This window comes from Frankia sp. CgJB1 (assembly GCF_977947065.1).
Window position 1 is genome coordinate 1 of the sequence record NZ_CDWTNB010000037.1, and the last position, 21,019, is coordinate 21,019.

14 protein-coding genes and 1 pseudogene are annotated in these 21,019 nt (G+C 70.5%); 9 read left to right on the forward strand and 6 right to left on the reverse strand.

Features of this window, described 5'->3' with window-relative positions:
• Positions 1-115: 115 nt before the first annotated feature.
• Genes AC08OT_RS06685 through AC08OT_RS06700 form a run of 4 tightly spaced genes read right to left on the reverse strand, consistent with a single transcriptional unit; the run spans position 116 to position 5,351 of the window.
• Positions 116-712, reverse strand: coding sequence for a GTP-binding protein (locus AC08OT_RS06685; protein ID WP_462185733.1), 597 nt, complete (start codon positions 710-712; stop codon positions 116-118).
• Positions 693-1,052: a DUF742 domain-containing protein gene (locus AC08OT_RS06690; protein ID WP_011435095.1), complete on the reverse strand. Its 360-nt coding sequence runs from the start codon at positions 1,050-1,052 to the stop codon at positions 693-695. Before AC08OT_RS06690 ends, AC08OT_RS06685 begins: the two co-directional genes overlap by 20 nt.
• Positions 1,053-1,077: 25 nt before the next feature.
• On the reverse strand, positions 1,078-1,500 hold the full coding sequence (locus AC08OT_RS06695; RefSeq protein WP_011435096.1) for a roadblock/LC7 domain-containing protein: 423 nt from the start codon (positions 1,498-1,500) through the stop codon (positions 1,078-1,080).
• The gene (locus AC08OT_RS06700) at positions 1,497-5,351 is read right to left on the reverse strand and encodes a sensor histidine kinase (RefSeq protein ID WP_476602636.1); all 3,855 of its coding nucleotides are present in this window, start codon (positions 5,349-5,351) and stop codon (positions 1,497-1,499) included. Before AC08OT_RS06700 ends, AC08OT_RS06695 begins: the two co-directional genes overlap by 4 nt.
• Before the next feature lie 550 nt (positions 5,352-5,901).
• Between AC08OT_RS06700 and guaA the strand changes: the two genes are divergently transcribed.
• From guaA to pcrA, 4 genes are all read left to right on the forward strand, one after another.
• On the forward strand, positions 5,902-7,470 hold the full coding sequence (guaA, locus tag AC08OT_RS06705) for a glutamine-hydrolyzing GMP synthase (RefSeq protein ID WP_476593315.1): 1,569 nt from the start codon (positions 5,902-5,904) through the stop codon (positions 7,468-7,470).
• 232 nt (positions 7,471-7,702) lie between these two features.
• A complete protein-coding gene (locus AC08OT_RS06710) occupies positions 7,703-8,839 on the forward strand; it encodes a threonine ammonia-lyase (RefSeq protein ID WP_476593311.1) in 1,137 nt (378 codons plus the stop codon).
• A gap of 158 nt (positions 8,840-8,997) precedes the next feature.
• Complete coding sequence (locus tag AC08OT_RS06715; protein WP_476593312.1) at positions 8,998-9,141, forward strand: hypothetical protein; 144 nt, start codon at positions 8,998-9,000, stop codon at positions 9,139-9,141.
• Complete coding sequence (gene pcrA, locus AC08OT_RS06720; protein WP_476602637.1) at positions 9,138-11,666, forward strand: DNA helicase PcrA; 2,529 nt, start codon at positions 9,138-9,140, stop codon at positions 11,664-11,666. Before AC08OT_RS06715 ends, pcrA begins: the two co-directional genes overlap by 4 nt.
• 384 nt (positions 11,667-12,050) lie before the next feature.
• On the opposite strand, the pseudogene AC08OT_RS06725 reads toward pcrA, so the two are convergent.
• Together AC08OT_RS06725 and AC08OT_RS06730 are read right to left on the reverse strand one after the other, a co-directional pair.
• Positions 12,051-12,566, reverse strand: a pseudogene (locus tag AC08OT_RS06725) (esterase/lipase family protein); the annotation flags it as partial.
• A gap of 163 nt (positions 12,567-12,729) precedes the next feature.
• Positions 12,730-14,367, reverse strand: a complete 1,638-nt coding sequence (locus tag AC08OT_RS06730; protein ID WP_476602638.1) for a carboxyl transferase domain-containing protein — start codon at positions 14,365-14,367, stop codon at positions 12,730-12,732.
• Positions 14,368-14,628: 261 nt separating this feature from the next.
• Here AC08OT_RS06730 and AC08OT_RS06735 point away from each other — a divergent pair, with 261 nt between their 5' ends.
• The 5 genes from AC08OT_RS06735 to AC08OT_RS06755 all read left to right on the forward strand — a co-directional run bounded on the left by AC08OT_RS06735 (position 14,629) and on the right by AC08OT_RS06755 (position 20,868).
• On the forward strand, positions 14,629-16,062 hold the full coding sequence (locus tag AC08OT_RS06735; protein WP_476592176.1) for a serine/threonine-protein kinase: 1,434 nt from the start codon (positions 14,629-14,631) through the stop codon (positions 16,060-16,062).
• Between the two features lie 418 nt (positions 16,063-16,480).
• Positions 16,481-17,647 carry an ADP-forming succinate--CoA ligase subunit beta gene (gene sucC, locus AC08OT_RS06740; RefSeq protein WP_476592175.1) on the forward strand — a complete coding sequence of 389 codons (1,167 nt, stop codon included), beginning with the start codon at positions 16,481-16,483 and terminating at the stop codon, positions 17,645-17,647.
• A gap of 25 nt (positions 17,648-17,672) precedes the next feature.
• Positions 17,673-18,545: a succinate--CoA ligase subunit alpha gene (gene sucD / locus AC08OT_RS06745; RefSeq protein ID WP_462203621.1), complete on the forward strand. Its 873-nt coding sequence runs from the start codon at positions 17,673-17,675 to the stop codon at positions 18,543-18,545.
• A 185-nt stretch (positions 18,546-18,730) separates the two neighbouring features.
• Positions 18,731-19,420, forward strand: coding sequence for a hypothetical protein (locus tag AC08OT_RS06750; RefSeq protein ID WP_476592174.1), 690 nt, complete (start codon positions 18,731-18,733; stop codon positions 19,418-19,420).
• Between the two features lie 20 nt (positions 19,421-19,440).
• Positions 19,441-20,868, forward strand: coding sequence for a cell division protein PerM (locus AC08OT_RS06755; protein ID WP_476592173.1), 1,428 nt, complete (start codon positions 19,441-19,443; stop codon positions 20,866-20,868).
• Positions 20,869-21,019 lie beyond the last annotated feature (151 nt).

Here is a 21,019-nt window from a genome sequence, read left to right on the forward strand (position 1 = left end):
CGGACACCAAGGTCCCGCTGGAGGCCGAACTCCGCAAAGTTCCCTCGCCCGTCTGAGCTCGGGTCGGCTCGTTTGCCCGGGGCGACTGGCACCGGCCGCCCCGGGCGGGATCACCTCAGGTCCGTGCGGTTGCCCGCGACATCGTGTGCTCGACCACCGCGATCAGTGCGCTCTTGGTGGAGTCGCGGTTGCGGGCGTCGCAGGTGATGACGGGAACGGCCGGGCTGATCTGCAGTGCTTCCCGGACGTCCTCGATCGAGTGCCGCAGAATCCCGTCGAAGCAGTTGACGCCAATCACGAAGGGCAACTGCCGCTGCTCGAAGTAGTCGACCGCGGCGAAGCAGTCGGCCAGTCGGCGGGTGTCGGCGAGCACGATCGCACCGATGGCTCCCCGCACGATGTCGTCCCACATGAACCAGAAGCGGTACTGCCCGGGGGTGCCGAACAAGTACAGGATCAGATCCTCGTCCAGCGAGACTCGGCCGAAGTCCATGGCGACCGTGGTGGTGGTCTTGTCCATCAGGTGGGTGAGGTCGTCGATGTGGGCTCCCGCCTCGGTCATGACGGCCTCGGTGCGCAGCGGGACGATCTCGGACACCGAACCCACGAATGTGGTTTTTCCGGCGCCGAACCCGCCCGCTACTACGATCTTAACCGAGGTCGTGGCGACGGCGGAGTTGACCCGCCTGTTGTCAGAGCTTTCGAAGGCCACTGAGAACCCTTTCGAGCAACGCGAGATCCGGTGCCTCGTCGCGGTCAGGCTGCTGGTGGACGCGGACGAAGCCTTCGTCCGCCATGTCGCCTACCAGCACGCGGGCCACCCCGAGGGGCACCCGGAGGCCAGCGGCGATCTCCGCGATGGATCGCACCTGCCGGCACATGGCGGCGATGGTCTGTTGCTCCAGGTTGAGGCCGATCGCTCGTTCCTCGCCGAGAGGCGTCGTGAAGACGAGTGCCTCGATGGCGAGTTCATAGCGCGACCGAGTGCGCCCACCGGTCATCGCATACGGACGGACGACCGGCCCGGGCGTGCCCTCGGGATCGATACTCACCCTGACTCCCTGTGTTGCCGTCCGGTCACCGCGGAAGGGTTCCCTGCAGCTCGGCGCGCAACGCCGGGGTCAGGACGTCCTTCGCCCGGCTGACCAGCAGGGCCATCTCATAGCCGACCAGACCGATGTCGCAGGATGGTGCCGCGAGCACTGCCATGCTCGCGCCGTCACTGATTGCCATGATGAAGAGAAAGCCGTGCTCCATCTCCACGACCGTCTGGGTGACGCCGCCCGCCTCGAAGACGCGGGCGGCGCCCTGGGTCAGGCTCACCAGTCCCGAGGCCACTGCGGCGAGCTGGTCGGCGCGATCCCGGGGGAAGCCGTCGGAGACGGCGAGTAGCAGGCCGTCTGCGGACACCACGACGGTGTGGGCGACACCCGGGACTCGATCGACAAAATTGTTGATCAACCAGTTGAGGTTCTGGGCTTCAGAACTCACGGGTGTCACCGTTCCTCCTGCGCGTCACGTCGAGGATTCCTCGCGGTGTCGACTCCGACATCACGTCCCTGCCGTACGCCCTGGTAAAAGCTGGCAAGCCGGCCTCTTACAGCCTCAGGAGATCTGGCCGAGGTGTCGGCGGGACGCCGGCGGGGCGCGGGTTCGGCGCTGCCGGGCACGAGATGGGTCATGGGAACTCGCACCGGTAGGCCCGACCGCGTCACGCCGCCTGTGCTCGGTTGACGCAACAACTCGGCCGCCTGCCAGCCGGCGTCCCCGGGAGATGTCCAGTTCTCCCGGGACGGGGTCTGCTGGGGCGTTGGCTGGTACTGTGCTGGCGTCTGATGGTGCAGGGCCGTCTGATGCAGGGCCGCGAAGGCCGGGACGGGCGGAGCCGCCGACGGCGCGTCCGCCGCGGGCTCCTCCCGCGCCGGTGTCCGGGTACCCGTGAGCGGATCGACTCCGGAGCGGGCCGGGCCGCGTTGCCCGAAGGCCCCACCGAGCCCCGGACGGACCGGGGAACGGGCCGGTGGCGCCGCCGTACCGGCATCCGGCCCGGTGGGGTGGGCCGCCGCGGCCGCCGTCGAATGCTGGGCGGGCGCCCGACCGGACGGCGAACATCGCTGGAACCACGCCGACACGGAATCGAAGATCGGCGACGTCTCGATGTCGTCGGTGTCCCGGTCCGCCGTGGTCTGTTCGCCGGTGTCCTCGCCGGAGATCGCCTCCGTCGCCCCGGTATCGCGGAACCGCCGGGACCCGAGCGCCGACGCCGGCCGGTCGCGGGGACCGGTGGACTCCATGGGCTCCGATCGTTCCTGCGGAACGGGCCGGTTCTCGGAGCGGGCGAACACACTGCCGGCCCCGGGGGTCGGCTCCTCGGCCGACGGGGCCCGCTCACCGGCCTCGGGCCGGGTCTGGCCGGGTCTGGCCGGGTCTGGCCGGGCGGTGCCGGGGCGGGCGGTGTCGGGCTGCTCGGTCCGACCGGGCCCGGTGGTGCCGCCGGGACGTGGTTTGGTCCCCCAGCGGTTGTCCCCGAACGACACCGGTCTCGTCTCGTCCGTGACCAGATCGTCCCGTCGTCCGAATCCGCGCCGGTCGATGGTCTGGGTGTCCGGTACGACGTCGGGGGGCGGTTCGGCGTCGGTGGCCGGGTCGAGCCGGCCACCGGGAGCGGTGCCGCCGCGGCCGCGAAGGACATCGAGGTCGAGTTCCCGGTCGTTGAGTTCCCGGTCGTCGAGCTCCCGTGGGTCACGGGGACCGTCCTGCCCACCGGGGCCGGGCCGGTCCCGGGTTCCCGGGACCGGGTAGTCCCCGTCGTTTCCTCCCCGCCCGAGTAGATCGTGCGGCAGGGTCGGCGGAGCGGCGCTGGTGCCATCCGCCTCGCTGTCGCGCTCGGTGCCGCTGTCGAGGCCGGGGGTGAAGTCGTCCGGCCCGAAGTCGCGATTATCCGCGGTGGGCAGCGAACCCGTTCGGTCGGACCCGAGCTGAGCGGCGGCCAGCGGCCCGGTGAGCGGGAACGACCCGGTGCTGGGGAACCGCCGGGGCCCACTGGAGTCGTCGAAAAGGCTTTCCGGTCCGGCGGGTTCACCTGCGGTCCGGTGCCCGTTGGCCCCGGTGCCGTTCGTCGGCGCGACTCTGCCGCCCACCGGTTCGGGAGTTCCCGAGCCGGTGCGCTCCGGCCGCTCCGGTGCACGCGGTCCGGTCGGGGAACCGGGGATGGCCGGCGCGTCGCCGGCGCGGGTTCCTAGCGTCGGCGCGGTGGGCCGGCCCGGTCCCGTGCCGGCCCCGCCGTCTCCGGTCACCAGCTTGGCGGGCAGCCGGACGACAGCGGTGATACCTCCGGAGGCGGATTCGCGCAGCTGGACGTGGATGCCGTGGCGGCTGGCCAGCCGACCGACCGCGAACAGGCCCATGGTCCGTGACACCGACACGTCGACCACCGGCGGGTTCGCCAGTCGGTCGTTGACCCGTTCGAGTTCCTTGGCCGGCATGCCGATGCCCTGGTCCTCGATCTCGATCATCGCCCCGGCCCCCGGACCGAGCGAGCGGCTGGTGACGAGGACGCTGGTGGCCGGCGGCGAGTACGAGGTGGCGTTCTCGAGGAGCTCGGCGACCAGGTGGACGACGTCGCTGACACCGTTGCCGGCGATGGACACCGCGGCGGCCGACGTCTGCTTGACCCTGGTGTACTGCTCCACCTCGGAGATGGCCGCCAGTACGACCTCGTTCAGCGGGACGGGGTGTGTCCAGCGCCGAGCGGTGTCCGTGCCGGCGAGGACGAGCAGGCTTTCGTTGTTCCGCCGCATACGGGTGGCGAGGTGATCCAGCTTGAACAGGTTGGACAACTGGTCCGGATCCTGCTCGCGGTTCTCCAGCTCGTCGATGAGACGCAGCTGCCGTTCGACCAGTCCCTGACTGCGCCGGGAGAGGTTCACGAACATCGCGTTGACGTTGTTCCGCAGCGACGCCTGTTCGGAGGCCAGCCGGATCGCCTCCCGGTGAACCTCGTCGAAAGCCCGCGCGACTTCGCCGATCTCCTCGTCAGTGTCGATACCGACCGGTTCGATCGAGTCGTCGATGTCCAGCTCGGTGGAATCGCGCAACCGACGGACGGCCTCGGGAAGCCGGTGATCGGCGATGTCCAGCGCGGCGGTCCGCAGCGCCAGCAGGGGGCGGACCAACGAGCGCGCGACGACCAGTGCGGCAAGCAGGGCGAGGGCCAGGATGAGCACGATCAGTAGACCGGACAGCAGCGCGTGGCGCTGGATGTTGCCCCGCAGGGTGCCTATGCGGGCGTCGACGAGGCCCAAGAGCTTATCGACGGCCTCCGTACCGGTGTCGATGGTCTGCTGGGTCGCCTGGTCCCATTTCTCGGCTTCCAGCGCGGTCAGCGGCTGACCGATGGGCGCATTCAGAATTTCTTCGACATAATTCTGGGTGTTGCGGATGTCCCCGTTGGTCTCGGTGTCGATCGTCGGTTCGTAGACCGCGAGCTGGTCCGGTAGAGCGACGTTCTCGAGATCGTTGCGCTGGCGGCCCCGCTGGGTCTCGGCCGACAGGAACTCGCGATAGTCGTCTGCCGTGAGGACATGGTTCCCGTTGCGGGTGAGCAGGCCGTGGATAAGTGCCTGCTCCTCGGCGAGAAGCTCCGTCCCGGACATCAAGAAGTAGGCCGTGTTGACCCCGGCGTTGAGCTCCTGGTCGTCATTTCCCTGCGGGATCAGCCGGATCAGGTTGATCAGCGAGTTGATGATCGGCTGAAAGGCGGTCTCGACCGCCTTCCTGTCGATCAGCCTTTCGATCGTCTGCCGCTTGGCGGGCAGCGTGTCCATCCGGCTGCTGATGTCGTCGAGGGCGCGGCGTACCTCGCTGCCGAAGGATCCTCGCCGCTCGCTGGCAGCTGACTTGTACGCCTTGTAAGCTTCATCGACCGCCGCCCGGCGGGTGGGAATCGTGCTCCCGTCCCGGGCGCCGACGGGACCGCTGGCGATGAATCCGGTGCTGTAGGTGCGCTCGGCCTGCAGGGCGTGGACCAGCCCGGACACCGAGCGGCTGATCTCGGTCAGGTCGGACATCCGGTTGACGTCCCGCGTGCTCGTCAGCACCGTACCCGCCTCGATGGACGAGTAGGCGAGGATCGCGATGACAGGCACGGCCAGAATCGCGATCAGCTTGGTGCGTACCCGCCAGTTGGTGGGGTTGGCGGCGGCGCGGTGAAGGCGCGCCAGTCCCGACCCGGCTGGGTTCGGTGGCGCGGCGAATCGACCATCGCGCTGCCCGCCGTCTTCGGCGTCCACGGGCGAACCCGGCGCCACTGTCGGCTCCGAGTCTGCGGCGATGCCCGTGCTGCTGGCCATCGGTTGTCTGCGCACGTACCTTCGCAACCTCTCCGCCAGCCTCCCGGAACAGGTCGTACCAGGATGGCTCGGTATCGGGCCCGGATGTCCCTTGTCAGGCACCATAGCGGTACGAAGTCGGCATCCGAAAGGCGCCCACCGTAAGCGCCTTGGTGGCTGCACGTCAGTTGTCGCTACTGCGCGCGGAGTCACCACTACCGTAACCGCCGGGGAAGGCCGGGGAAGCCCGACATCGGGCGTCACTGAATGATCGAAGCGCTTGTCGGGGTGAGCGAACCGGGCTGAAGACGCAAACTCAGCATCCTAGACATCTCCGACATGAGCCCTTACCGCCTTCGTGGCGGCGTCCGGCGTGCTTCGTCTGTTCCGGTGAAGGCCGTGGGAGATGGTTGGGCGCCTGGGCGGACCGGTGGGGTCGCCGTGTCCGTAGGCTTGCGGGGTGAGTGAGTTTCAGCGTAGCAGTGCTGGTCGCGGTGCGGAGCCGACGGATACCGGCGCGGTTCGGGATGTTCCGCGGTCCCCGGCGGACGGCCCCACCGGCCCGTCCGCGGTGGGGCATCCGGGCTATGACACCGTGCTGGTGATCGATTTCGGTGCCCAGTATGCTCAACTGATCGCCCGACGCATACGCGAATGTCATGTGTATTCGGAGATCGTCCCGTGGGATATGTCGGTGGACGAGATCCTCGCCCGGCGTCCGTCCGCACTGATCCTTTCTGGCGGCCCGAAGTCCGTCTACTCGCCTGGCGCGCCCCGGGTGGATCCTGCGTTGTTCGCTACCGGAGTGCCTATTCTCGGTATCTGCTATGGCCATCAGGTCATGGCTCAGGCGCTTGACGGCGCCGTCGCGCGCACGGGAACCGCCGAGTACGGAGCAACTCGTCTGTCGGTGTCGGGTCCCGGGGTTCTCTTCGACGGTCTGCCCGTTGTCCAGCAGGTCTGGATGTCGCATGGCGACTCGGTGACCGCCGCGCCGCCCGGCTTCCGGGTGACGGCTTCCACACCGTCGGCCCCGGTCGCCGCCTTTGAGGACCCCGCGCGTCGTCTCTACGGCGTGCAGTTCCACCCGGAGGTGGTCCACAGCGAGCGAGGCATGGACGTGCTGCGGCACTTCCTGTTCGTGGGCGCGGGCTGCCGGCCCACCTGGACAATGATCAACATTGTTGACGAGGCTGTCGCGGCCGTCCGGGCCCAGGTCGGGACCGGACGGTTGATCTGCGGCCTGTCCGGCGGGGTGGACTCCGCGGTCGCTGCCGCGCTCGTGCACCGGGCGGTGGGAGACGCGCTCACCTGCGTCTTCGTCGATCATGGTTTGCTGCGGGCCGGCGAGGCGGAACAGGTCGAACGCGATTTCGTCGCGACCACCGGTGTGGATCTGGTCCATATCAAGGCGGCCGACCGGTTTGCCGCCGCGCTGTCCGGAGTGACCGATCCGGAACGGAAGAGGAAGATTATCGGCCGCGAGTTCATCCGGGTCTTCGAGGAGTCCGCCCGCGAACTGGAGGCCCGGGCGGAGGCGGAGGGCGCGACGATCGACTTTCTTGTGCAGGGGACATTGTATCCCGATGTGATCGAATCCGGTTCGCCGACGGCCGCGAAGATCAAGTCTCATCACAACGTCGGCGGACTGCCCGAGGACCTGCGGTTCGGTCTGGTCGAGCCGCTTCGGACCCTGTTCAAGGACGAGGTCCGTCGGCTCGGCGAGGAGCTCGGGCTGCCCGAGGAGATCGTCTGGCGCCAGCCGTTCCCGGGCCCGGGCCTCGCCGTCCGCATCATCGGCGAGGTCACGCCCGAGCGGCTCGACGTGGTGCGGGCGGCCGACGCGGTGATCCGGGAGGAGATTCGCAAGGCCGGCCTGGACCGCGAGATCTGGCAGGTCTTCGCGGTGCTGCTCGCCGACGTGCGGTCGGTAGGCGTCCAGGGTGACGAGCGTACGTACGGCTTCCCGATCGTCCTGCGCGCGGTCACCAGCGAGGACGCGATGACCGCCGACTGGGCCCGGCTACCCTACGGCCTGCTGGAACGCATCTCGAACCGGGTGGTCAACGAGGTGCCGCAGGTCAACCGGGTGGTGTACGACATCACCTCCAAGCCCCCCGGCACGATTGAGTGGGAGTGACGATCCCGGATCGGAGCGCGTGCCCGTCGGGCGACCCCCGCCGACGGGCACGTTTGACGTCCGGGCGGAACCGGAGCACCCTGGATGACGTGACCCCGCACGAGATGGCCATTACCTAGGCGCGCGACCGATCATCGGGTCCGCGCCTCGCCCTTCCGCCTTGTCCTGGTGGGGGGCTTTTTTGTTGCCGCGGTCATGGTGGGGTGGCCGCTCAGCCGCCGGGAGATGCTCCATGACCGCAGCAGCCGCAGACGACCGATCGGTAGCCCCGGACGCCGAACTCTGGGCGTCGGACATCCGTGCCGCGGCCCGGGTCCTTGCCGGGGTGGCACGACAGACCAGAGTCGTCCGGGATCTCGGCCTGTCAGCGGCGATCGGTGCGCCCGTCTGGCTCAAGTGTGAGCACGAGCAGCATACCGGTTCGTTCAAGCTTCGGGGTGCCTACCACCGGGTGGCCACCGCGGATCCGGCGACGCGGGCCCGGGGGGTGGTGGCGGCCAGTGCCGGTAACCACGCCCAGGGAGTGGCCTTCGCGGCCGCGACCTTCGGCGTCGAGGCGACCATCTTCGTGCCGGTGGGGGCCAATCCGGTCAAAGTGGCGCGGACGCGCCGGTGGGGCGCCCGGGTCGAGAAGATACCCGGGGGGGTGGAGACGGCGCTCGCGGCGGCCGCCGCCTTCGCCGCCCGGGGAGACCGGCTGCTGGTCCACCCATTCGACGACCCGACGGTGGTGGCCGGGCAGGGCACGATCGGCTTGGAGTTGCTCGATCAGGTGCCCGATCTCGGCACCGTTCTGGTCGGGGTGGGCGGCGGAGGACTGATCAGCGGGCTGGCTGCGGCGGTGCGGTCCCGGCGCCCCGATGTGCGAGTGGTCGGTGTGCAGTCCGTGCTGTCGTCGGCGTTCGCCGCGTCGCTGCGGGCTGGCCGGCGGCTCCCGGTGCCCCCCGGTGGGGTGGTGACGCCTGGTGCCGGAACACTGTGGGAAGCCGGGACGATTCCGGGCAGCCGGACATCCGAACAGCCGACGGCGCCACGTTCGTCACGGGTGGTCTCGGCGTCGACCACGATCGCCGACGGTATGGCGGTGAACGCTCCCGGGGTTCTGACCTTCGCCCTTGCCGCACGCCTGGTGGACGAGATCGTCACGGTCGATGAGGCAGCGTTCTGGGAGGCGATGGTGTTGCTGCACCGGGCCGGCCACCAGGTGGAACCGGCCGGCGCCGCGGGGGTTGCGGCCTTGTTGCGTCAAGGTGATCTCGCGCAGGGCCCGACGGTGGCGATCCTGTCGGGCGGCAACATCGACCCGGGGGTGGCCAGCAGGGTGAAGGCGCTCGCGGCCATCCCGCCGAGCGCGTCGAGCACCGCGTGACCGCCTGACCGCGTGACCGCCGGTGGGCCGGGCGTTGACGCGGGCCACAGCCATCGACGACCCGCCCTCGCGCGCGGGGCGGGGCGGGAACGACGGACAATAGGCTGGTCAGCACGCGGGTCGACGACCACTGGGCGTGGACGCGTGATGGTCATGTGGTGGCACGGACGCGCGAGGACCGCGGCCGGGTGGGGCTGTCGGTGCATCTCGCGAACCACACCGCGAACCGGGTCGTCGGGTGCGATCCGGGCATGCCGCGGTCCGACCCGCTCGACGTCGAACGTACGATCGGAGTCCCATGAGCGGCTTTTTCGGCGATTCCCACGGCGGCGGATCCGGCATCGCCGGGTCGGTCGGAACGGATGTCCACGGCGGTGCGCACGTGCCCTACGACCTGTTCGGCCCAGCGGTGCTGGCGCCGCCGGTGGGCGGGGACGGGCCCGGTGACTCCTCCTCGCCGCGCCTGGATGCCGAGAGTCTGCTCGACGGGCTCAACCTGCAGCAGCGGGCGGCGGTGGTGCACATCGGAGCACCCCTGCTTGTCGTCGCGGGCGCGGGGTCCGGCAAGACGCGGGTGCTGACCCACCGTATCGCGTACCTGCTGGCTGCCCGGGGGGTCCGGCCGGGGGAGATTCTGGCGATCACGTTCACCAACAAGGCCGCCAGCGAGATGCGCGAACGGGTCTCGGCACTGGTCGGTCCTCGGGCGCGGGCGATGTGGGTGAGCACCTTCCACTCGGCCTGCGTGCGCATCCTGAGGTCCGAGACGAAGAGTCTCGGGTTCAGCTCGACCTTCTCCATCTACGACGCCGCCGACGCGCAGCGTCTGATCACTCTGGTCACCCGCGATCTCGATCTTGATCCCAAGCGGCATCCCGCCCGAGGTCTGGCGGCACAGATCAGCAACCTGAAGAACGAACTGATCGACTGGGAGGCCGCACGGGACCGGGCCACGAACCACCTCGAGCGGACTGTCGCCGAGGTCTACGCCGCTTATCAGCAGCGGCTGGCTCAGGCCAACGCCCTCGACTTCGACGATCTGATCATGACGACGGTGAACCTCCTCCAGGCGTTCCCCGACGTCGCTGAGCACTACCGGCGCCGCTTCCGACATGTGCTCGTGGACGAGTACCAGGACACCAACCACGCGCAGTACGTTTTGGTGCGCGAGCTCGTCGGCCAGCCGGCGTACTTCGGTGCCGGGTCCGCGCCGGTGGAGTCAGAGGAGCCGGCGGCCGAGCCAGCGGCCGGGTCGGATACCTGGGCCTCGGGCGCCGTCCCACCGGCGGAGCTGTGCGTGGTTGGCGACGCGGACCAGTCGATCTACGCCTTCCGCGGGGCGAACATCCGCAATATCGTGGAGTTCGAGGAGGACTTCCCGAACGCCGCGGTGATCCTGCTGGAACAGAACTACCGCTCCACCCAGACCATCCTCTCCGCCGCGAACGCGATGATTGCGCGTAACAACCAGCGCAAGGCCAAGCGGCTATGGTCGGACGCCGGTGACGGTGAGAAGATCGTCGGATTCGCCGCCGACAACGAGCACGACGAGGCGGCCTTTGTCGCCGAGGAGGTCGACCGGCTCTCGGACGCGAAGCTCGCGCGGTCCGCCGACGTCGCGGTGTTCTACCGGACCAACGCCCAGAGCCGGGTGTTTGAGGAGATCTTTGTCCGGGTCGGGCTGCCCTACCGGGTGGTCGGCGGGGTGCGGTTCTACGAGCGCAAGGAGATCCGTGATCTCCTTGCCTACCTGCGGGTCCTCGTCAATCCCAGCGACACGGTGAACCTGCGTCGCATCCTGAACGTGCCTCGCCGCGGGATCGGCGAGCGGGCCGAGGCGGCCCTGGCGGGCTTCGCCGATGTCGAGCGGATCGGGTTCGCGCAGGCACTGGAGCGTGTCGACGAGGTGCCGGGGATCGCCGCGCGCTCGGCGAAGGCGGTGCGAAAGTTCACCGCGCTGCTCGCCGAGCTACGCACCGTGGCGGCCGACGACCCGGTGGCCGTGGTCGAGGCGGTGCTTGAACGCACCGGCTACCTGTCGGAACTCCTCGCAGAGGACACCGTCGAGTCCCAGGGCCGGGTGGAAAACCTGCAGGAACTGGTCGGAGTGGTCCAGGAGTTCACCCAGCGGCTGCCCGAGGGCACGCTCGCGGAGTTCCTCGAGCAGGTCTCGCTCGTCGCCGACGCGGACCAGGTTCCGAGCGACGACGGTTCCGATGGTGTGGTCACCCTTATGACGCTGCACAGCGCCAAGGGCCTCGAGTTCCCCGTCGTCTTCCTCACCGGTCTCGAGGACGGCGTCTTCCCGCACCTGCGGACCTTGGGAGATCCCACCCAGCTCGAGGAGGAACGCCGGCTCGCCTATGTGGGCGTCACCCGGGCCCGGACCCGGCTCTACCTGACCCGCGCGGTGATGCGCAGCGCCTGGGGCCAACCGGCCTACAACCCGCCGTCGCGCTTCCTCGGCGAGGTGCCGGACATGCTGGTTGATTGGCGTCGGCTGGCCGATCCCCCGCCGGCGCCCGCGGGGACGTCCTGGGGTTCGTCTGGCGGGTTTGGGTCGGGCGCCACCCGCCGGGGCGCCGCCGACGCCCCGGCGGCGCGTAAACCGCTACCGAACTCGCCGTTCTCGGGCCGCGCGCGGCCGGCCGCGCGGGCCGTCCTGGAACTGCGCCAAGGCGACCGGGTGACCCATGACAGTTTCGGTCTCGGGGTTGTCGTCGCCACCGGCGGGGTCGGTGACTCCGCCGAGGCGACCATCGACTTCGGCGAGAACGCCGGCACGAAGCGCCTGCTCCTGCGGTACGCCCCCGTCGAGAAGCTCTGACGGTCCCGAGGGTCCCGACGGTCCGGGTCGCCGGGACCGTTCCGCTCGGGGGACCGGTCCCGGCCGGTCCGCCGCCCCGGCGAGGCAGCTCGCGACCAGGTGAGCAACCTTGCCGCTGAACGCCAGGGAATGATGCCCAAGGCCCGGCACGGTGTGATTTTCGATGTCGAGATCGGGATGGTCGAGCGCCGCCTCGGCGGGCCGCACCACGCTGTCCAGCCCGGCGCCGATCGCGACGAACCGGGTCCGGCAGCCGGGGGCGGGTGCGGCGAGTTCGCGTAGGAGCGCCGATCCCGGCCGTAGCTGGGTGACGAGCCGGTACGGCACCGACCGGGGGACAAGCCCGGCGAGACGGGTGCCGGAATGAGGCGTCGCGAGAGTGATCAGCGTGTCCACGTACTGATCGCCCCCGAGTTGTTGCACGTAGTAACGGGCCACCAGCCCGCCGAGTGAATGGGCGACGATGTGCACGCGCTGCCTGCCGCTGTCCGCCATGGCGGCGTGCACGGACGCGGCGAGTCGGAGCGCCGCTTCCTGCACCGTCGGTACGAGCAGCGGCAGCTCCACCGTGCGCACCCGGCGGAAACCGCGGCGGCGCAGCGACCGGCCCAACCGGGTGAACACGGACCGGTTGTCGATCAGGCCGTGGATCAGCAGGATCGGGGTGCCTGCCGCGTCGGGAGCGTTGACCAGCAGGCTGCGGTGCAGGGGGGAGAGGGCGCTCAGCGAGTAGGGCTCGTGCTCGCGCGGGCGCTGCCGGCGCAGCGCACTCGCCGGGTAGAGGGCGAGGTGGGTGGCGATCCAGGCCGCTTCCACGGCGAGCCCGCGGGCGTTCACCGGGGTCGTGCGCAGGCCGACGAGGACCGACCGCCCTGGAGCGGCGACGATGTCTGCGGCCACGGCCCGCCTGAGGCGGGCCGTGGCCGCAGCCAACGATGGCAGTATCTGCTCGCCGATGGCCCGCTCGCCTTCCCTTGCCGTACCATCCGTGCCGCCAGCCGTGGTGCTCGCCCCCCCAGGTCGGCAGATATCCCGGTGACCAAGTAAAGACCGGAGAGAAATACTACAGACTGTTAGGTAGCCCTGTCGACCATCGAGCCTGCCGCCGGCGCAGCCGATCGCCCTGGTCCTCCCGGCTCAGGGATGCGAGCAGCGATGCAGCGTCGCGCGCCGTCTCGGCCGCGGTGGTGGCGGACAGGAGCCGATCGGCGAATCCCAGCGCGTTTAGGTCGGTCGGCCGTAGCCCGGAGACGTTTGCGGCCCGCTCGACCGGTACCCGCAGCGTGACGGCGGTGCCCTCCGGGGAGAGCGCGGTGAAGTAACTGTCCGGGGTCATGGCCACGATGTCGGTGACCGCCGCGGCGAGAGCCCCGCCGGAGCCGCCCTCACCCAACACAATCGACAGCGTCGGCGAGGGGCAGGCCAACACCGCGGCCATCGCGTCCCCGATCGCCGCCGCGATGCCCGCGGCCTCGGCGTCCGCGTCGTTCGCCGCGCCGGGCGTGTCGACCAGGGTCACGAGACCAATCCCCAGCTTCCCCGCGAGCCGGGCGGCGCGGACCAACAACCGGTACCCGGTCGGACCCGGGGCGTCGCCGCGACGGGCCCCGACAGCTACAACCACCGCACGCATCGGCCCTCCCCGCCCCGCAGCCCCCGCAGGCCCCGCGACGTCGCCCAGGAGCACCCCCACACCGGCCACGACCCGGGGATCCGGCCCGACCAGGTCGACGCCGTCGGGAAGCAGCGTCTGCAGCACCTCGATGCCGTCCGGTCGGATGCCGTCCCTGGCCGCCCGCACCTGCGCCCACCCGGAGCGCGCGGCGACGTGTTCAGCCCCCGGCGCAGGTCCGTCGGACCCGGTTCGGGTGTCCGGATCGTCGGGCGGGACGGGGAGGGTGGTCTCGTCGTCGGCTTGTGACGGGCCGCCGTCCGATCCGTCTGCCAGGTCGCCTCCGTCTGCCAGATCGCCCGATCCGCCCGGAGTGGTTTGGCCGCCCGGGCTGGTCCGGGTACCTGGACCAGCCCGGCTCTCCCGATCTGGTAGACCCGCCAGGCCGGTCAGAGCCCGCCGCAGCCACGCCTGGACCGCCCTGGGCGCCGCCGCCGCGTCGACCAGCCCGGCGGCGTACGCCGAGCCTGCGGTGTAGCTGCCCGGAGACGGGGCGGTGCCGGTGACCGCCGCGACCACCCGAGGCCCGGCGAAGCCGACCGTCGCCCCGCGTACCGCGCACCGAAGGTCCGCGCGGGAGCCGATCGTCACCCAGACACCACCGGTGGTGGGCTGGTCCGCGACGGCGATGTGACCGACCCCCGCCGCGTCCAGCGCGGCGAGCGCCAGTGCGGCTCGGGGCAGTCCGACGAGTCCGGCGACCCCTTCCTGCAAGCGGGTGCCACCGCTGCGCAGGAACGACACCAGGGGACGGCGGCTGGCTGCGGCCGCGGTGGCGGCCTCGGCGAACCCACGTGCGTCCCGCTCGCCAAAGCTTCCCCCGTAAACCGTGAAATCCCAGACCGCGACCACGGCAGGAATGCCGGCCACCGCGCCCTCGCCCCAGCGCAGAGCCGGTCGACCGTCGTAGTCGGGCCAGCCCAGTCGGTTGACGGCCGCGGCCGTGGCGGGCCGCAGGGTGATGCCTGCGAGCAGGGCGGCGCGCCAGTCGGCGGTCGTCTCCTGGCCCGGCCGGGTGTCGCTGTCCACGCCTGCATTTTCGCGCCCGGGGCCGACCGGATGCCCGTCGTCGCGGCCATGGTGTCGTGGAACGGTGTCGTGGAACACGGACGGGCACTCCCCGCCGGCGGGTGGCCGGCGGGTGCTCGCGGGCCCGCACGCCTGCGACGCACCGCGCCTTCGGCCGATGGCGGCCGGGGACATACTCTTTCACCCACAGCCCCCTGGGCGGATGGGAACCCGGATCGAACCTGCTACACCGGTGCAGCGAGGGGCGCAGCGAAGGGAGCGATGCTCACACCGCTGATGGAGGACGATCCTCGCCAAATCGGCCCGTACCGTCTGCAGAACCGGATCGGTGCCGGCGGGATGGGGACCGTGTATCTCGGTTTCGCCCCGGATCGGCGTCCCGTTGCGGTGAAGGTCGCTGCCGAGGATCTCGCCGAGGACGAGGAGTTCCGCAGCCGCTTCGAACGTGAGGTGCGGGCGGCGCTGCGCGTGCGAGGCACGGCGGTGGCCGCCGTGCTCGACGCCGACACCGAGGCCGCGGCGCCGTGGATGGTCACCGAGTACGTCGAGGGGACCAGCCTGGCCGAGGCCGTCCGGGCCCGCGGTCGGCTGGAGGACCACCTCGTCCGGGGTCTCGCCGTCGGCCTCGCCGACGCGCTGGTCGCCATCCACGCCGCCGGTGTCGTCCATCGTGATCTCAAGCCGTCCAACATCCTGCTGGCCTGGGACGGGCCCAAGGTGATCGACTTCGGGGTCGCGCACCTGACCGACAGCGCCACGCTGACCCGCACCGGTCATGTGATCGGCACGTTGGCCTGGATGTCACCGGAACAGATGCGCGGCGAGCCGTCGGACGCCTCAGCGGACGTCTTTGCCTGGGCGAGCTGCATGACGTACGCGGCGACGGGGTGGCATCCCTTCCATGCCGAGACGCCGGACCTGCTTGCCGTCCGGGTACAGCGGGACTCTCCCGATCTCCACGCGCTCCCCGGATACCTGCTCAACCTGGTCGCGAGGGCGCTGTCCAAGGCCCCGCGGGAGCGGCCGGACGCCGCCTCGCTGCTGGCCGCGCTGGTAGGCCGGGAGGTGCGTGGGGTCACCGAGGCCGACCCGTCCGGTGGCTGGGCGCCGGACGTGCAGGGACCGGGCCCGGCACCCGGCCTGTGGCCGGTCGGACCGCCGCCACCCGCGTCGGCCTTTCGGCCCGCCGTGCTATTATCCCCCGCGGCACCGCCGCGACCGGTCTCCCCGCCACCGTCGGGAGCGGTTTTCCCGGGGAAGTGGGCGGATCAGGCGCCCGCGGAGCGTCGGGGCGCGACCGCCGCCGCGGACGTGGCGTCCGATCCGGGACGGTCGGAGGTGACCTATCGCCCCAGCGACCCGACTCCGCCGGCGCGTCCTCCCGATCCGTCGGCCTTCCCGCCAGCGGGTCGACCGGCTGCGCTGCGGGTCGGGCTGTGGACCGACGCTCGGCGGGCCGAGGCGCCGCGGCGCCGGCACTGGAACAGCGGCGCGATGCTGTCGGTTCTCTTGGCGGTACTCTGGATCTTCGGGATTGGCAGTGCCGCGGCTGTCGTAGTGGGACTGGTTGCGCGGGTTCGGATCCGCCGCCGGGATAAGCGTGGCGCCACGGTGGCGGCCGTCGGTATCGGCCTGGGTTGGCTCGGGATCGGACTAACGATGATCTTGATTGTCGTTATCCTGAAATTCGTCTGACTGGTCCGGAGGGGCTGGCCACGATCGGTGTTTCTTCCGTGTGATTTCCGACATAATGAGGGTCTTAACTTTCGTGACGTCGGACACGGGACGGCGTAGGGCAGGTCCCGTCGGTCACGCTCAGCGGCTCCCGGCGGACCCGCGCTCTGAGGACGGTGGGGCGGAAGCCGCCCTCGGCACGGTGGGTGTCCACACTCATTTGTCCTGTATCTGTCCTGTATCGACCTGCCGGGGCCCCGGACCGAGTCGAGGGATGCGCCGGATCGGCCCGTTCGATTCCACCCGTGGGCCGCCGGCGACGGCGGTGTGGTGCACAGCGCGTGGCGCGCGCTGTAACGCCCTCGTCAGTAGGCTCGCAGGCGTTCTGTGCAGCTCTACGTATCCCAACCCGTAACGACCGCATCCGACTGGACGGACCGTGGATCTTTTCGAATACCAGGCGAAGAAGCTGTTCGCCGAACATGGCGTACCGGTGCCCACCGGGAAGACCGCGACCACCCCCGAGGAGGCCCGCGCGATCGCCACCGAGCTCGGTGGCAAGGTCGTCGTCAAGGCGCAGGTCAAGACCGGAGGCCGGGGCAAGGCCGGTGGCGTCAAGGTAGCCGACGGGCCGGATGACGCCTTCGCGAAGGCGACAGCGATCCTCGGCATGGACATCAAGGGCCACACGGTCCACTCGGTGCTCGTCGAGGAAGCCAGCAACATCGCCGAGGAGTACTACGCATCCTTCCTGCTGGACCGGGCGAACCGCACCTTCCTCGCCATGGCCTCCCGGGAGGGCGGCATGGAGATCGAGGAGGTGGCGGCGACCAAGCCGGAGGCGCTGGCCCGGATCGCGATCGACCCGCTCAGGGGAGTCGACGCGGCCAAGGCGCGCGAGATCGCGGTCACGGCGAAGCTGCCCGAGGCGGCTCTGGACGGCGCGAGCGAGCTGCTGGCCAAGCTCTGGACCGTGTTCCTCAAGTCGGACGCCACCCTCGTCGAAGTCAACCCGCTGATCCTCACCGGTGACGGCCGGGTCGTCGCCCTCGACGGCAAGGTCAGCTTGGACGACAACGCCGACTTCCGCCACCCGGAGCACGAGGCGTTCGTCGACGTGGCCGCGGTCGACCCGCTGGAGCAGAAGGCCAAGGAGAAGGGCCTCAACTACGTCAAGCTCGAGGGTGAGGTCGGGATCATCGGAAACGGTGCCGGCCTGGTCATGTCCACCCTCGACGTGGTGACCTACGCCGGGGAGGAGTTCGGCGGCAAGCGCCCGGCGAACTTCCTCGACATCGGCGGCGGCGCGTCCGCCGATGTCATGGCAAACGGTCTGTCGATCATCCTTGGTGACCCGGCGGTCAAGAGCGTCTTCGTCAACATCTTCGGTGGCATCACCTCCTGCGACGCGGTGGCCAACGGCATCGTGCAGGCCCTGAAGATCGTCGGCGACGTCAGCACCCCGCTGGTGGTGCGCCTCGACGGTAACAACGCCGAGGAGGGCCGCCGCATCCTGGCCGAGGCGAACCTGCCGGTGGTCAAGCCGGTCGACACGATGGACGGCGCGGCGAAGCTCGCCGCCGAGCTCGCCGCGGCCGCGGCCTGACCTGGGCGAAGGGGATTGCGAACCGATGGCTATCTGGCTTGACGAGAACAGCCGGGTGGTGGTGCAGGGCATCACCGGCTCGGAGGGCAGCAAGCACACCCGCCGCATGCTCGCCGCGGGCACGAACGTCGTCGCCGGCGTGAACGCGCGCAAGGTGGGCCAGCAGGTCGAGGGCGTGCCGGTGTTCGGCTCCGTCGCCGATGCGATGGCGCAGACCGGCGCCAACGCCTCGGTGATCTTCGTTCCGCCCGCGTTCACCAAGGACGCGGCGATCGAGGCGATCGACGCGGCGATCCCGCTCGCGGTGGTCATCACCGAGGGCGTGCCGATCCACGACACGACCGAGTTCTTCGCCTACTCCCAGTACAAGGCGACGACGCGGATCATCGGGCCGAACTGCCCGGGTATCGCGAGCCCCGGTCTGTCCAATGCCGGCATCATCCCGGCCGACATCACCCCCGGCGGGCGCATCGGCCTGGTCAGCAAGAGCGGCACGCTGACCTACCAGATGATGTACGAGCTGCGGGAGTTCGGCTTCTCCACCTGCGTCGGCATCGGTGGCGACCCGGTCATCGGCACCACGCACATCGACGCGCTCGATGCCTTCCAGGCCGATCCGAACACCGACGCGATCGTGATGATCGGTGAGATCGGCGGCGACGCCGAGGAGCGGGCCGCGGCGCACATCGAAGAGCACGTGACCAAGCCGGTCGTCGGCTACGTGGCCGGCTTCACCGCGCCGGAGGGCAAGACGATGGGCCACGCGGGCGCCATCGTGTCCGGTTCGTCCGGGACCGCGCAGGCCAAGAAAGAAGCCCTGGAGAAGGCCGGCGTCCGGGTTGGCAAGACCCCGTCGGAGACCGCCCGGCTGATGGCTGACATCATGCGGTCGTTGTAGGCCTGTCCCGATGATGAGCCCCGCGTCCCGCGGGGGCTCATCATCGGGACAGGTAGGGGTCTTGGCCGCGGGGCTTCGGGGACGGACGTCTTCCCTTCGCTTCCGACGGTTGCAAGACTTCTGCATCGGTGCATCGACGGCTCTCGTCTCCGCACCGACCGACCAGACGAAGTGGGGTTGCCGTCGTGGCACAGATCGGCGGTCGTAGCGTCGCCACCAACGACATCGGGGTGGTCGTCTCTGGGGCGGTCACGTTCATCGTGAGCTTCCTGCCGTGGTATTCGGTGAGCCTGGGGTTTTTCGGCCGCTCGGCGGAGGCTCACAAAAACGCCTGGGGGCTCGGGTTCAACTCCTGGTTCCCGGTGTTCCTGGTGGTCGTGGTCGCCGGTCTGGTGACGGCGCGCGTCGCCGCCAACGTCCGCATCCCGGACGTTGGTCCGGTCTCGATCCTGTGGATACTGCCGGCCGTCTCGGCGTTCGCCGTCCTTCTGCTGTTGATCAGATGGATCCGGTTCCCCGACGTGCCGAGCGGGGTGGACGCCGGGCCGAGTTTCGGGTTCTACCTCGCCTTGCTGCTGACGATCGTGCAGACCGTCTTCGGTGTGCTCACGGCGCTGGCGAGCGGAGCGCCCATTCCCGGCCGTCCGGGTGCCCGTCCCACCGGGCCCGGTCAGCCGGGCGCCTGGCCTCCGTATGGTGGTCAGCAGCCGCCCTACGGTCAGCCCTACGGCCAGCAGCCCACTCCCGGTTACGGCCAGCCGCCCACGGGGTACGGGCAGCCGTCGCAGGGTCAGGCTCAGTCGCCCCCAGGTTATGGCCAGCAGCCGCCTCCGCCGGGTGGTTACGGCCAGCAGGAGCCTCCTCCCGGTCGTTGATCCGATACGTGCCCGCCTCCATGCAGCCGCCCAGACTGCCGCGGCGCCTTGCCGATCGGATCTGGCAGCGGGGCGGACGACCCCTGGCGGAGGCGGTCGCCGCGTCGGCTGCGGGCCTGATATTCATCGAATTCGTCGTTCTGGTTGTGTGGGGAGCCGACACCGGCTCCTCCACCGGACCCGCCGCGGCTCTGCGCGTCGGAGCCGATCTGTGGCTTGCCGCTCACGGAACGACGCTGCGGCTCCCTGACGGGATCATCGCGTTCCGGCCATTGGGCCTCGCCCTCTTTCCGCTGGCCGCGACGCTGAGCGCGGCACATCGGCGGGCGAGCGCGGCACCGCTGCAGTCGCATGCCGTTCTCAACCGGACGCCCCTGGGCCGGGTGTCGCGGTTGCGGCCCGCCCGGCTCGGCGGAGGGCGCTCCGCCGCTTCGGTGGCGGACCTCGGGGACTCCCGCGGGGGCCGCTGCCGGTCGGATGGCGCCGTCGGGGTCCCTTGGCGGGCCGTGGCAGGCGACGTCATCGGCGTCGTGGGCGCCCAGACTCTCTTCGTCGTGGTCGTCGCGCTCATCGTGCGCACGCACTCGGTACGGCCGACCCCCGGTTCTGCGGCGCTGGGGACGGTCGCGTTCGGGATACCGGCCGCCCTGCTCGGCGCGCTGGCCGGCCGCCATCGGCTGCGCACGGCATGGCGGATGCTGCCCGTGATGCTGCGCGTCCCCCTGCTGTCCGGCGCGGCGGCGTTCATGGCGCTGCTGGCGGCCGCCGCGTTCGGGGTCGCGCTGGTGCTCGCGGCGACCGAGCCCGAGGTCGCCGCCGCCGAGCGCTCGCTCGACGTGGGCGTGCTCGGGGGTCTCGGGCTCACGGCGACCCAGCTTGCGCTGCTACCCAACCTGGTCCTCTGGGGTCTGTCCTACGCCCTCGGACCAGGATTTCGAACGGGTCCGGGTCTGGTCCGGGCGGATGTCGTCCGCCCGGCCGACCTGCCGGACCTCCCGGTGCTGGCGGCCCTTCCGCCGAGCGCGTTACCCAGGCCCGGGTGGCTTGTGCTGGCGCTGGTGCCCGTCGTGGCCGGCGTCGTGCTTACTGTCATGGTCCATCGGGCGAGCCTGGGACGCCGCTCCCGGGCTCGCATCCTGACCGTCCTGCTCGGGGCGGTGGTCTGCGGTGTCCTCGTGGGTCTGGCGGTCCAAGTGTCGATGGGACAGGTCGGGACCGTGACGGGTCAGGGTAACCACTATGGTCCCTCGTCCGGATGGCTGTGCGGCCTGATTGCCGGGGGGGAGACCGCGCTTGTCGGACTCCTGTTGATCGGCGGCATCGACCTGGCGGCCCGTCGGGCCGAGCGGCCGTTCGTCGCCGACGACGCGGCGGCGCCCTCCTGGTGGCGCAGGCTGCAACCGTCCGGCTCATGGTCGTCAGCCCGGCTGTCACGACGACACCCCTGACCGGCCTCGCGGCCCCGCTGCCGCGGCCTCCTCGAGGTCTGTGGGCCCGCAGCTCCCCGCCCGGCGGGGACCTTTCCCCGCCCGCTCCCTCCCCGCCTGCCCGGCACCCCGTCGGCCTCCGAAACTGTCTGCGCCGTCGGTTACCGTGACC